The following is a 12,924-nucleotide window of genomic DNA, read 5'->3' on the forward strand; positions in this document are numbered from 1 at the left end:
AACTGGACAGCCCGTTCTAGAAGACTGGGCGCCTGAAGAGGTTCGTCGGGGCGTAATGCAACTTGACCCGCGCGAGCCTCTTTTGCGTTTCGGCGTCGAACAGCCCTTCCGTACGATCACCGGCGCCGAAGGCGAAGTTGAGCGAACGGCCCAGCGTGAGCGGCGCGAGCGCCGCGTAGACCTCGGCATGCATCGCACGAACGTCGTCCACTGCGGTGCCGGGCATCAGCCCCGACAGCATCCGCACCAGGAAACGGGCATCGCGGTACGGCACCGCGTTCGGCTGCTCCTTGGCCAGTGCGCCGCCCAGATGGTTGATCTGCGTCACGCACCACACCGGCGACTTCGGCCCCGTCAGCTCCAGCAGCCGCCGGGCCGTGCCCAGGTCTCAACCTGACACCCGCCGTCAGCTTTTGCGGAGGCCCGCGACCGACGACGGCCGCGGGCCCCACCTGCTTACCGTTCGCTCCGGGTCGTCCACCAGATCCCCGTGCCGCCGGTCGCGAGGAGCGCGAGTGCGGCCAGGCCGAGCGGCAGCGTGCCGTCCGGGGTGCCGGTGCGCGGCAGCTCGGCGGCCGGCGGCTTCTCCGGCCCGAAGGGCACGTTCTCGGTGCCGAGCAGCAGGGGAGTGTCGGGGGCGTTGGGTGTCGGCTGCGATGTGCCGAAGGGGACGGGCCCTTGCTGCCAGATCAGCTTGTCACCGGTGCCGACGGTGACCGGGAGGCAGATCTTGCCGGTCTTCTGCAGATCGAAGGTCGCGGCGACCTGGTACGAACGGTCCTTGCCGGCCGCGAGGTTGTCGATGGCGCAGGCGAAGCCGCTGTTGGAACCCTTGGGCAGGCGCGCCTCGGGGATGGGCACACAGCCCTCGACGCCGGTGATGCGCATGCCGTCGAACCCGACGACGGCGAGGGTGATGGGCCCGCTGTCCTTGCTCCCGCTGTTCTTGACCTTCGCTGTCACGGAGGTCTGTTCGCTCTTGTTCTCGACGGTGATCTTCCCCGGCAGCTCCGTGGTGATCTTCACGTCCGCGGGTGCGGCGGGCCCGGGGGAGCCCCCCTTGCTGCTCCCGGGCGCGGGGTCGTCGGCGGCATGCGCGCTGACCGGAAGAGCCAGTACGGCCGCCGCAATGGCCGTGATGAATACCCCCGAGTAATTTCCTTGCCTTTTCCGTCCCTGCATTTCCCAGCCCCCTTGATGCACATCGGGCAGTGCGTACGAGAAGGGTTCCACAAGATTGCGGCGAACTATGCTGTCATTGGGGAAAGTTCATGCTTCTGTCCTGGTCACAGAGGGGTACGACGGGGAGGAAGGGAATGCCGGGTATTCCAGGGCTATTGGTGGTGGGGCGTTACCGGCTGGACGAAAGCATTGGGCAGGGGGGAATGGGGCGGGTGTGGCGTGCGGCCGACGTCATGCTTGACCGGCCGGTCGCGGTCAAAGAGATGCGGATGGACGAGGCGGACGCGGAGGCCACCCGTGTCCGCCGCGAACGCACCCTGCGCGAGGCGCGTGCGACCGCGCGTATCGACCACCCCAATGTGGTGAGGGTCTACGACGTGGTCGAGGAGAGCGACCGGCTGTGGATCGTGATGGAGCTCGTCGAATCCCGCTCCCTGGAAGGTCTCCTGGTGGAGGACGGCCCGGTGTCCGCGCGCGAGGCCGCGCGCATCGGCCTCGGCCTGGTGGCGGCGCTGCGCGAGGTTCACGCGGTGGGAGTGCTGCACCGCGACATCAAGCCCGGCAACGTGCTGCTGGGCCGGACCGGCCGGGTGGTCCTGACGGACTTCGGCATCGCCGCCATCCAGGACGCGACGGCTCTGACGGTGGTGGGGATGCTGGTCGGCTCCCCGGACTACATGGCCCCGGAACGGGTGGGCGGCCGCCCGCAGGGTCCGGCGTCGGACCTGTGGTCGCTGGGCGCCACCCTGTGCGCGGCGGTGGCGGGCCACTCCCCCTTCGCCCGCCCGACGACGCTGGCGACGCTCCATGCGGTGCTGTACGAGGAGCCCGAACTCCCGCCGGGCGCGGGCCCGTTGTCCCCGGTGCTGGCGTCGCTGCTGGTGAAGGACCCGGAGGCGCGCCCGACGCTGGACGCGCTGGAGACGATGCTGACGAGGGCGGCCGCGGTGTACGTCCCCACGCTGCCGGTCCCGTCCCCCCTACCGCCTTCGCCGCCTTCACCGTCCTTGGGGCCCGCACCGCCTTCGCCCCCGCTTGGGCCGACGCCGGGTTCGCCCCCGCTTGGGCCGGCGCCTGGCCCGTCGGCACCCGCGCCCGCGGAGCCCGCACGTGCGCCCGAACCTGGGCCCGCGGAGGGCGGGACAGAGCGCGCCGCCGCACGTACGCCCGGCGTGCCCGCGCCCCCTCAGGGCAGCGCAGCCCAGGAGCCCACCGGCCACCCCCGCACCCGCACCCTCATCGCAACCGCCACCGCCGCCCTCGCCGCAGTCACCGTCACCGTCGTCCTCGTCCTCACCTCCCAGAACCGGGACAACGACCAGGCCCGGCACCCCGACACCAGCCTCGAAGCCGACTCGCCGCCCCCCACCGTGGCCGGCACCTCCCAAGCGCCCCCCACCACCCCGCCCCCCACCACCCCGCCCCCCGGCACCCGCAGCGAGACCGGCTTCGCCTGGGCGCCCCCCAAGGCCTGGACCCGCAGCGCGAAAAGCCCCTCCAACGTCCACTACCACTCGCCCGACGGGAAACAGGAGATCGCCGCCTCGTACGCTCTCGCACGAGGCGGCGATCTCCTCACCCAATGGCAGCAGTTCGAACGCGACAGCCACGACGCCCCCGGCTACCGCAAGCTCCGCCTGGAACGCACCGCCTTCCGCGGCAACCCCGCGATCATCTGGGAGTACGTCTTCACCCAGGGCGGCGCACCGTGGCGCGCCCGCCAGCTCGGCTTCACCGCCGGCGGCAAGTCGTACCAGCTCAACATCTGGTACGCCGCCGCCACCCGGCCCGCCGCGCTGACCACCTACGACGGGGTGACCGAGTCCTTCACACCGCTCTGATCCAGCTCGATGTCCGCGGCCCCGCGGCCGAACCAGTCACGGCCCACCGCGATCGCGATGACCACGGCCGCCACCAGCAGTGACAGCAGCACCTGCTCCCGCGCATCGCCGCCGTCGTAGACCATGTAGCCCAGCACGAAGAGGATCATCGCGATGGTCAGCCACGTCAGATAGGGGAAGAGCCACATCCGCACGACGAGCCTGTCGGGCGACTCACGCAGGATGATTCCCCGCATCCTCAGCTGGGTGACACAGATGACCAGCCACACGAACAGGGCGACCGCGCCGGACGCGTTCAGCAGGAACGCGAAGACGGTGTCCGGCCACTTGTAGTTGAAGAAGACGGCGAGGAAGCCGAAGACCACCGAGCCGAGGATGGCCACCTGCGGCACGCCCCGCGCGTTGGTACGGGCGAACGCCTTCGGCGCATCGCCGCGCCGCCCCAGTGAGAACGCCATCCGGGACGCGGTGTAAAGGCCCGAGTTGAGGCAGGACAGAACAGCGGTCAGCACGATCACGTTCATGATCTGCCCGGCGTGCGCGATGCCGATCGAGTCGAGCGCGGCCACGTACGAGCCCTTGTCGACGATCGACTTGTCGTTCCACGGCAGCAGCGTCAGCACCACAAAAATGGAGCCCAGGTAGAAGACGCCGATCCGCCAGATCACGCTGTTCGTGGCCTTGGTGACGGCCCGCTGCGGGTCTTCCGACTCACCGGCCGCGAGCGTCACGATCTCGCTGCCCATGAAGGAGAAGACGACCATCAGCACACCGGTGAGAATCGCGCCCGCACCGTGCGGCATGAATCCGCCGGCGTCCGTCAGATGTGCAAAGCCCGCGCCCGGGTTGTCGGAGCCCGGCAGCACGCCGAAGACGGCCAGCAGACCGATCACCACAAAGGCGGCGATGGCGACGACCTTGATGCCCGCGAACCAGAACTCGAACTCGCCGTACGACGACACCGAGGCGAGGTTCGTCGCCGTCAGCACGACCATCACGATCAGCGCCCAGGCCCACTGTGGGACGGCCGGCATCCAGCTCTCCAGGATCTTCGCGCCGGCCGTCGCCTCGACCGCCAGCACCACGACCCAGAAGAACCAGTACAGCCAGCCGATCGAGAACCCGGCCCAGCGGCCGAGTGCCCGGTCCGCGTAGGCGGAGAAGGAGCCGGAGGTCGGGTTGGCGGCGGCCATCTCGCCGAGCATCCGCATCACGAACACGACGAGAGCGCCCACGAGTGCGTACGACAGAAGGATGGCCGGGCCCGCGGCGGCGATACCGGAACCGGAGCCGACGAACAGTCCGGCGCCGATCACACCGCCGATGGCGATCATGGACAGATGCCGGTTCTTGAGTCCGGCCTGGAGACCGTCGGAGGCCTGCGGCTTACCGGTTGTACCGGCCTGCTCGCCTTCCTTCGTGAGGGTCTGCTGCGGGGTCATGGACGAATCCTTAGGTTTGAGAGCACTCGGGTCACGAGCCCCCGCATTCAAACCCGCGACTCCAGATGTGTGAAGTCCCGTTTTCGGATCGTTAGATCCCGGTGGTAAGCGGAGGCCGGCGACCCCGACAGGTCCTGACCCCGGTCACCGCTACCCAGCTACCCGCGTGCCACACTCGGAACATGCGCGTGTACATCGGTTCCGACCATGCCGGCTTCGAACTCAAGAACCACCTCGTCGAGTGGCTCACGGCCCACGGCCACGAGCCCGTCGACTGCGGTCCCCACATCTATGACGCCCAGGACGACTACCCCCCGTTCTGCCTGCGTGCGGCCGAGAAGACGGCCGCGGACCCGGACAGTCTCGGCATCGTGATCGGCGGCTCCGGCAACGGCGAGCAGATCGCCGCGAACAAGGTCAAGGGGGTGCGCGCCGCCCTCGCCTGGAGTGAGCAGACCGCCGCTCTCGGCCGTGAGCACAACAACGCGAACGTCGTGGCCATCGGCGGCCGGATGCACACGCTGGAGGAGTCGACCAAGTTCGTCGAGATCTTCCTCAACACCCCGTACTCGGGTGAGGAGCGTCACACCCGCCGGATCGAGATGCTCTCCGCGTACGAGACCACCGGCGAGCTCCCTCCGATCCCGGCGCACCACCCGCAGGGCTGACCCGGGGCCTCGCGCCGGCCCCCGTGCTCAAGCGCCGGACGGGGCCCGGCTGTGTCCTGACCTCACCCGGACGCGCGGGCCGGCTGTGCTTTGTCCTCGAGCGCCGGGCGGGCCGACCGCCCGGCGCTCGAGGCCCCCACTGAGGAGCGCACCTTGCCCGAAGGGCACACGATTCACCGCCTCGCCGAGGATCACCGCGAGCGCTTTCTGGACCGGCGGGTCCGGGTGAGCAGCCCGCAGGGCAAGTTTTCGGACGCTGCCGCCCTCCTCGACCGCCAGGTCCTTCAGGCCGCCGAGGCGCACGGCAAGCACCTCTTCCTCGGCTTCGGCCCGCTCGGCTGGGTCCATATCCACCTCGGCCTCTTCGGCAAGGTGAACCTCGGCGACGCCCCCGCGGCCCCGCCGACCGACACCGTCCGGCTGCGGCTCGCGAACCCGCAGTCGTACGTCGATCTGCGCGGCCCCACCACCTGTTCACTGATCACCGACCCCGAGAAGCAGGCGATACACGACCGGCTCGGCCCCGACCCGCTGCGGCTCGCCGACGACCCCCACCGGGCCTGGGCACGTATCTCCCGATCCCGCACCACCGTTGCCGCGCTGCTCATGGACCAGAAGATCATCGCGGGTGTCGGCAATGTCTACCGTGCCGAGGTCCTGTTCCGGCACGGCATCGACCCCTACCGCGCGGGCAAGGACCTCACCCACGACGAGTGGACCGCGATCTGGACGGACCTCGTGGAGCTGATGCGCGAGGGCGTACGGAACAACCGCATCGACACCGTCCGCCCCGAGCACACTCCCGAGGCGATGGGCCGCCCGCCGCGCGTCGACGACCACGGCGGCGAGGTCTACGTCTACCGCCGGGCAAACCTGCCCTGCCATGTCTGCGGCGGCGAGATCCGCACCGCCGGTCTCGCCGCACGCAATCTCTTCTGGTGCCCCGCCTGCCAGCGCCGGTAGCCACACCCCGACCCGGCCCCACTCAAGGGGCGAGGCTAGAAGCCGTGCGGCAACCAGGGCGCCAGGTCCGTGCCGAAGGCGACCGACGCCTCGGCCAGCGCCCCCTGCCGCAGCTCCCGCACCCGCCCCGCTCCCGCCAGTGCGGTCAGCGGCACCCCGCCCAGATACGCCGCACCCAACTCCCGTACGGACAGCGCCAGATCGGCATCGCCGTCAGTCCGCTTGCAGGACGCGCCCTTGTGGTCGCCGGTCAGCCGCCAGCGCCCGGCGTTCCACGGGCAGAAGTCGTCCGTGACCTCGAAGACGACATCCACCGGTGTCTGGTACGTACGCGCCTCCAGCGCGCTCCCGAGCTCCACCAGCCGTACGAAGAGGCCGTCCCGCACCCGTACCTCGCACTGCCGCACGTCATTGACGAGCAGCAGCAGCGGATCGTCCACGGGCCGGTTGCGGACCACCACCTGCACCGTCAGGTCGATGTCGAAGAGGAAGCGCCACAGCACGGCGTACGTCACGGGGTCGAGCGCCTCGATGTGCCGCAGTGTGATGGTGCCCTTCGGGCCCCGCGGCCCCCACTCCGGCTTGTTGTGGAAGCGCACGAAGCCGACGATTTCGCCCTCCCGCTCGGCGACCACGCACTGCATCGGCGACTTGCCGTCCCGATCGCTGGGGGTCCCCCCGCCGGAGGCAGGGGGAGGGTCGAGCAGCGGCAGCCGCTCCCAGCCCGGCTTTCGGGCGAGCATGCCCGGCCGTGAGCCGATGCTGTGTACGTACACCGCCTCGCACTCCCGCGCCACCGCCTGGACGTCCGCGAATCGCAGCCGGACGGCGTCCGCGCCCTCCGGGAGGTCGATCCGTGCCCGGACGGTGTCGATCGTCGCGGACAGCATCTGCGTCGCGATTCCGTAGCCGAACCGACCGTAGATCTCCGGCTCGGAAGCCGTCAGCACGGCGAGCGGCTCGCCCCAGCTACGCACATCGTCCAGTTGGCGCCGCATCATTGAGGTGAGAACCCCGCGCCGCCGGTGCGTCGCGGCGACGCTGACCATCGTGACCCCCGCTGCGGGCACCATCGCGCCGCCCGGGACCGAGACCCCGAACGAGAACGCCCCGGCCGTCCCGATGCATTCGTCCCCCTCCCAGGCGCCGATGGAGCGCTCGGTCTCGGTGAGCGATTCATACAGCTCGCGCTCCTGGGGGGTCCCCGGCACACCACCGAAGGCGAGCTCCAACTTCCCGTACCAGCCGCTCCATTCGGACGGACGCAGCGCTCGCAACTCGATTGTCATATGCCATGCCTACCAGGGTCGCGGCATCGGGGCGAACCGATATCGAACGCATTGTCACCGGGGTCCCCCTGCACGGAAGGCGAGCGGATGGATAAGGTCCACGGCAATGGCCCGCGGCTCTGCAGCAGACTCGTACACGGCCCGGTTGCGGAAGGCGGTGCACCGGGCGCGCATCGCCCTGCGCAAATCCGGGGTGGACTACTTCCGCGGCGACGGCTCCGACTGGATCGCGCTGGCCGGTCTGCTGCTGACCGTTCCGGCCTTCACCTGGGGCACGATCGTGATGCCCGTCTGGGTCTCCCCGGCGGCGCTGGTCCTGCCCATCGTGGCCGGCGGTCTGCTGCTGCGCCCGGCGAGTCTGCTGGGTCTGTACGCGGCGGCGGCAGGCGCCCTGATCGTCGAGTCGGTCGTGCTCGGCCCGTACACGCAGGGCCCGGCCAGAGTCACCCCCGGCATCGTCCTCACGGTCGCGGCCTGCGGTCTCTTCGGCCTGCTCATCGCCCAGTTCCGAGCGCGGGTCGGGGTGCCCTGGCGGCGCGGCGGAACGATGCTTTTCGACCTGCGCGAACGCATCCGGGTGCAGAGCGCCCTGCCCCGGCTGCCGAAGGGCTGGCACCGTGAGATGTCCCTGCGCCCGGCGGGCGGCCAGTCCTTCTCCGGCGACTTCGTGGTCGCGGCCCGTACGAACGGCGGCCGCACCCTGGAGGTCGTCCTCACCGATGTGTCCGGCAAGGGCATGGACGCGGGCTCCCGTGCGCTCCTGCTGTCCGGCGCCTTCGGCGGTCTGCTCGGTTCCCTGCCGCCGCACGGCTTCCTGCCCGCGGCGAACGGCTATCTGCTCCGCCAGGACTGGGACGAGGGCTTCGCCACCTCCATACATCTCGTCCTGGACCTGGACTCCGGCGACTATGAGCTGCTGTCGGCCGGCCATCTGCCCGCGCTCCAGCTGCACGCGGGCAGCGGCCGCTGGGAGGAGATGGACGCCGAGGGTCCGCTGCTCGGCGTCTATGACGGCGCGCAGTTCGATCCGGTCAAGGGCAACCTGCGCCCCGGCGACGTACTGATGATCTTCACCGACGGTCTGGTGGAGGCGTCGGGCCGGGACATAAGCGAGGGCATAGACCGCCTGACCGGCGAGGCCGACCGTTATGTGGCGGCGGGTTTCGAGGGCGCGGCCTGGCATCTGATCGAGGCGGTCGCGAAGGACGTCAACGACGACCGGGCGCTGCTGCTGCTCTGCCGGGAGGCATGACCTCTCGGTACGGTCCCCGGCAGCCCTGGGCCGGACCCCTGGGCCGTACAGTCGGGCCATGCCACAACTGACCCTCGCCCAGGTCGAGGCGATCGCCCGTGCGGCCCACGCCGGTCAGCGAGACAAGGCGGGACGCCCGTACGCGGAACATCTCGCCGCCGTCGCCGAGGGCGTACGCGCCCGCGGCGGCAGCGACGAGCAGATCGCCGCAGGGTGGCTGCACGACTCCGTGGAGGACGACGCGCTGTCCAAGGACTGGCTGGACGCGGCCGCGCTGCCGCAGCCGGTCAAGGACATGGTTCTCGCCCTGACCAAGCGCGAGGGCGAGGAACTGGAGGAGTACACCGGGCGCATCCTGGCCACGCCCGGTGCCCGCCTCGTCAAGGAGGCCGACCTCGACCACAACGCCGACCCGGCGCGGCTCGCCGTACTGGACGAGGCGACGCGGCTCCGGCTGACGGCGAAGTACGCGAGGGTGCGCGACCTGCTGGGCCTGTCGGCGCCCAACGCGCAGCCCTGAGCCGGCCGCCCGAGACGGCCCGGCCGCGTCAGCCCCGCGGCGCGAGCTCCGTCGCGTCCCGCCGGAACGCCCACGCCATCTCCGGCTCCGTCACGCACCGCATCGCCCGCCGCACCGGCGGCGTGCACAGCAGCGTCACCGCGGCCGCCGCGACCAGCGTCACCACGATCTCGCCGCCCGGGGTGCTCAGCCAGGCGTTGTTCTCGAAGACATGCCCGTAGTCCGCGGCCTTGATCAGCAGACCGTGCAGCAGATAGCCGCAGATCGTGCCCGCGCCCAGCACCGTGAACCAGGTCCTGCGCCGCGGCACCCACGCCAGGAACCCGGCCGAGAGCAGCACCGCGCACCCGAAGAACGCCAGCGTCATCACGATCCCCGACCACCAGGGCACCCCCAGTTCCTGCGCGCTGCTGGAGCGGTACATCCAGCCCAGATTCATCCGGGGAGCGGCCCAGTACGCGAACAGCCCCGCGCCGGCGAAGAGCGGCAGGGACAGCAGCCGTACCTCACGGCGGCGCACCAGCTGGAAGTGCTCGGGCTTCAGACACAGCCCCAGCACGAAGAACGGCAGGAACTGCAGCACTCGCTGCAGATTCAGGTCGGCCCCGATGTTCGGCGTCAGCGCGGCGAGCGAGGCCAGCGTGAGCGCCACCGGCAGCGGCCACCGGATCAGCCGCCACAGCGGCGTCGTCAGGCGCCAGATGAACAGCGCGACCAGGAACCAGGTCAGATAGAAGGGGTCGAGCAGACTGATCGGCTGCTCGGGGGCGTGCTGCGCATACCGTCTGAAGAGGGAGTACACCACCTCGAAGACGACGTACGGCAGGGCTACCCCGGTCAAAAGCCGTCTGAGCTGGTCGGGCCGGCCGGTGTAACTCCGGGAGAAGTAGCCGGAGACGAGGATGAAGGCCGGCATGTGGAAGGTGTAGACGAGCATGTAGAGCGCCCGGGAGGCGCGACTGCCCTCCATCACCGGCTCCCACGCGTGCGCGACCGCCACCAGCACGATGGCGAGATACTTCACGTTGTCGAAGTAGGCGTCTCGCCTGGTGGACTTCTCGGCGGGCTTCGGTACGGGTTTCTCGGCGGTGGCGAGGGTGGCCGATCCGGCCGCCTTCGGGGTGGTAGGGACGGGCTCCGACTCCCGGGCCTGGGGGAGCGGGCCCCTGCGATATCCATGCGGAGCGTGAAACATTCGAGGCACCATAGCCTCGCCGATTCGATTTCGTAAAACCCTCTCCGCATGTCTCCCATTCGAATCCGAAACTGCCCCCAACCGCCCGCTATGCCCTAATTAATCCCCCTTAAATGGTGCATACCGCCACGAGCTTGTGACCGCGTGAATTTCCTCACCGCTCGCCTTCGAATTTCTCGTGACCGATGTGTGCGTACATGGAAACGATCAGGTTGAATTCCTGCCCGTAATTCACCCCGGCGGCCGATCGGTCCCCTCGCCGACCGGCGCACACGGGCCCCGGGGTGGCGCGAAACCGTCGTCGATGATTCGTCAGGTGCAGGCATGCATGGGCGTGTTGGTGGCACGATGGTCAAGGCGGGGGCGTACTGGGCCGTATACCCCCGGGCGGCAAGGCGGACCGACCGAGGGTGTGATCAGTTGTGGCCATTTCACTGTCTGTGGTGCTGCTGTTGGCGATCATCCTCGTGGTGCTGATCCGCGGCGGCTCCATAAAGGCCGGACCCGCGATCGTCGCGGTGCTGTTCGGCTTCTTCCTCGCCTCGACGGGCATGGCGCCGTCGATCAACAGATTTCTCAACTCGATAGCCGACACGATCAACCAGATCAACTTCTGACCTGCGGAAAAGCCTCAGGCCCGCCTCGGGCGATCAACTGCCGAGCCGGGCCTGTGAGGCGTCTGAACATCCCGCGGGTTGTCCGCTGTTGCTGTCAATCGTCGATTTCCATGTACGCCGACGGCACCGTCGCCGCGGCTGGGAGCGCAGGGACGTACGGGGTTGGGGCGAGTTCCGCGGCCAGGGGGGCATCTGCGGCAGACGGCCGTTCCCGGTCGCCACGGCCTCGGCCCGTGAGCACCCGCCACAGACCTCGCTGCTGCTCGGCGACTTCGAGGTCGCTCAGGGCCTGGCCTCCGCCGTCGTGGTGATCGCCGAGTTCGGTGAAGCGGGCGGCGGCATGCTGGTGGGCGTCGACGGCCTCGTCGAACCGCCGCACCTGCTGCAGGGCGCTGCCCAGGTTGTTCAGGGCCTGGCCCTCGCCGTCGTGGTCGCCGAGTTCGCTGAAACGGGCGGCGGCCTGCTGGTGGGCCTCGATGGCCTCGTGGAACCGCCGTACCTGCTGCAGCGCGGTGCCGAGGTTGTTGAGGGCCTGGCCCTCTCGGTGGGTGTCGCCGAGTTCGGTGAAACGGGCGGCGGCGAGTTGGTGGGCGTCGATGGCCTCGGAGAACCGCCGCATGTGCTGCAGCGCGGTGCCGAGGTTGTTCAGCGCCTGGCCTTCGCCGTCCTGGTCGCCGAGTTCGGTGAAGCGGGCGGCGGCCTGCTGGTGGGCCTCGATGGCGTCGTGGAACCGCCGTACCTGCTGCAGGGCGCTGCCGAGGTTGTTGAGGGCCTGGCCTTCCCGGTGATGGTCGCCGAGTTCGGTGAAACGGGCGGCGGCCTGCTGGTGGGCCTCGATGGCGTCGTCGAACCGCCTTACCTGCTGCAGGGCGCTGCCGAGGTTGTTGAGGGCCTGGCCCTCTCGGTGGGTGTCGCCGAGTTCGGTGAAACGGGCGGCGGCATGTTGGTGGGCGTCGATGGCCTCGTCGAACCGCCGCACCTGCTGCAGGGCGCTGCCGAGGTTGTTCAGGGCCTGGCCTTCGCCGTGGCGTTCGCCGAGCTCGCGGCAGATGGCGAGGTCCTGCTGGTGGGCCGCTATGGCCTCGTCGAACTGCCGGACCTGCTGCAGCGCAAGTCCGAGACTGTTCAGCGCCCGGCCTTCGCCGTGGCGTTCGCCGAGCTCGCGGCAGATGGTTAGGTCCTGCTGATAGCTCATAGTCTCTCCAGGGGCGTCGAGCGCTCCCGCCCTGAACTGCCTAATCCTCACGTTGTCGAGCGACGGCGGGGCCAGGGCGGTGCAACCCGTTCATGCTGACACCGTCAGTAATCAGCGAAATGCGGAGCGCGGCAACCGGTCCGGTACCGGCCCCCGCCAACTGGATGGCACATTCGCCTGTCTGGCGCACGTACGTGGTCTCCGGCGCCCGTACGGAAGGGGAACGCGGGGGACATGAAGGACGGAACACAGTCCTCGGAAGCGATCAGGGCCAGGTCGGAGGAATCATCCTCGACCTGGCCCTGAGTCGTTCGGAGCGGGCGACGGGAATCGAACCCGCGTAGCTAGTTTGGAAGACTAGTGCTCTACCATTGAGCTACGCCCGCAGACATCGCACCGCAGGTCACGAGGGCCGCGGTACGAAGAGCATCGTAGCGGGTCCGGGGCCGCCGCCGCACACCCCATTCCGCGCCACCCTCCCTCCGGGAGCGTTCCGCGATCCCTGGGGGGAGCGTCCTGCCGGAATGCGGCAACCGCACTGGCTGCGGGCATGTACCCTACGTGTCGCACCGACGGGGTGTGGCGCAGCTTGGTAGCGCGTCCGCTTTGGGAGCGGAAGGTCGTCGGTTCGAATCCGGCCACCCCGACCATCATGACGATCGCTCTTCAAGATCACGTTGTGGGCGTCATCCTGCTTGCGGCTACTATGCAAGCTGCGTGCCCGTGTGTCTGAAGATTCTCACGAAGAGCCGGGCCGATC

General features: G+C 69.5%; 12 protein-coding genes and 2 tRNA genes. 7 read left to right on the forward strand and 7 right to left on the reverse strand.

The genetic code is table 11. The features are described 5' to 3' along the window. Positions 1-16: 16 nt before the first annotated feature. On the reverse strand, positions 17-328 hold the full coding sequence (locus tag ACQEVG_RS05485; RefSeq protein WP_432977861.1) for a hypothetical protein: 312 nt from the start codon (positions 326-328) through the stop codon (positions 17-19). A gap of 128 nt (positions 329-456) precedes the next feature. Beyond that, entirely contained in the window at positions 457-1,182 is a 726-nt protein-coding gene (locus tag ACQEVG_RS05490) for a hypothetical protein (protein WP_432977864.1), read from the reverse strand. A 134-nt stretch (positions 1,183-1,316) separates the two neighbouring features. Between ACQEVG_RS05490 and ACQEVG_RS05495 the strand changes: the two genes are divergently transcribed. Next, on the forward strand, positions 1,317-3,023 hold the full coding sequence (locus ACQEVG_RS05495; protein WP_432977867.1) for a serine/threonine-protein kinase: 1,707 nt from the start codon (positions 1,317-1,319) through the stop codon (positions 3,021-3,023). Here ACQEVG_RS05495 and ACQEVG_RS05500 read toward each other — a convergent pair. Continuing rightward, positions 2,987-4,465: an amino acid permease gene (locus tag ACQEVG_RS05500; protein WP_432977870.1), complete on the reverse strand. Its 1,479-nt coding sequence runs from the start codon at positions 4,463-4,465 to the stop codon at positions 2,987-2,989. The genes ACQEVG_RS05495 and ACQEVG_RS05500 overlap by 37 nt on opposite strands. A gap of 182 nt (positions 4,466-4,647) precedes the next feature. On the opposite strand from ACQEVG_RS05500, the gene ACQEVG_RS05505 reads away from it, so the two are divergent. Further along, positions 4,648-5,133, forward strand: a complete 486-nt coding sequence (locus ACQEVG_RS05505) for a ribose-5-phosphate isomerase (protein WP_432977873.1) — start codon at positions 4,648-4,650, stop codon at positions 5,131-5,133. A gap of 153 nt (positions 5,134-5,286) precedes the next feature. Further along, on the forward strand, positions 5,287-6,096 hold the full coding sequence (locus ACQEVG_RS05510; RefSeq protein WP_432977876.1) for an Fpg/Nei family DNA glycosylase: 810 nt from the start codon (positions 5,287-5,289) through the stop codon (positions 6,094-6,096). A gap of 35 nt (positions 6,097-6,131) precedes the next feature. Here the strand turns inward: ACQEVG_RS05510 and ACQEVG_RS05515 are convergent, their stop codons facing one another. Beyond that, complete coding sequence (locus tag ACQEVG_RS05515) at positions 6,132-7,385, reverse strand: GNAT family N-acetyltransferase (protein WP_432977879.1); 1,254 nt, start codon at positions 7,383-7,385, stop codon at positions 6,132-6,134. Between the two features lie 106 nt (positions 7,386-7,491). Here ACQEVG_RS05515 and ACQEVG_RS05520 point away from each other — a divergent pair, with 106 nt between their 5' ends. Both ACQEVG_RS05520 and ACQEVG_RS05525 read left to right on the forward strand, forming a co-directional pair. Further along, positions 7,492-8,637 (forward strand): PP2C family protein-serine/threonine phosphatase, encoded by a 1,146-nt coding sequence (locus ACQEVG_RS05520; protein WP_432977882.1) that lies wholly within the window; start codon positions 7,492-7,494, stop codon positions 8,635-8,637. A gap of 58 nt (positions 8,638-8,695) precedes the next feature. Continuing rightward, positions 8,696-9,157, forward strand: coding sequence for an HD domain-containing protein (locus ACQEVG_RS05525; RefSeq protein ID WP_432977885.1), 462 nt, complete (start codon positions 8,696-8,698; stop codon positions 9,155-9,157). Between the two features lie 28 nt (positions 9,158-9,185). On the opposite strand, the gene ACQEVG_RS05530 is transcribed toward ACQEVG_RS05525, so the two are convergent. Continuing rightward, on the reverse strand, positions 9,186-10,352 hold the full coding sequence (locus ACQEVG_RS05530) for an acyltransferase family protein (RefSeq protein WP_432977888.1): 1,167 nt from the start codon (positions 10,350-10,352) through the stop codon (positions 9,186-9,188). Between the two features lie 422 nt (positions 10,353-10,774). On the opposite strand from ACQEVG_RS05530, the gene ACQEVG_RS05535 reads away from it, so the two are divergent. Further along, positions 10,775-10,969 (forward strand): hypothetical protein, encoded by a 195-nt coding sequence (locus ACQEVG_RS05535; protein WP_313946321.1) that lies wholly within the window; start codon positions 10,775-10,777, stop codon positions 10,967-10,969. 94 nt (positions 10,970-11,063) lie between these two features. Here the strand turns inward: ACQEVG_RS05535 and ACQEVG_RS05540 are convergent, their stop codons facing one another. After that, complete coding sequence (locus ACQEVG_RS05540) at positions 11,064-12,164, reverse strand: tetratricopeptide repeat protein (protein WP_432977892.1); 1,101 nt, start codon at positions 12,162-12,164, stop codon at positions 11,064-11,066. Positions 12,165-12,479: 315 nt separating this feature from the next. Next, a tRNA-Gly gene (locus ACQEVG_RS05545) sits at positions 12,480-12,550 on the reverse strand. 187 nt (positions 12,551-12,737) lie between these two features. Here ACQEVG_RS05545 and ACQEVG_RS05550 point away from each other — a divergent pair. Then, positions 12,738-12,814, forward strand: a tRNA-Pro gene (locus ACQEVG_RS05550). Positions 12,815-12,924 lie beyond the last annotated feature (110 nt).

The organism is Streptomyces sp. CA-135486 (genome assembly GCF_050936555.1).
GTDB lineage: Bacteria > Actinomycetota > Actinomycetes > Streptomycetales > Streptomycetaceae > Streptomyces.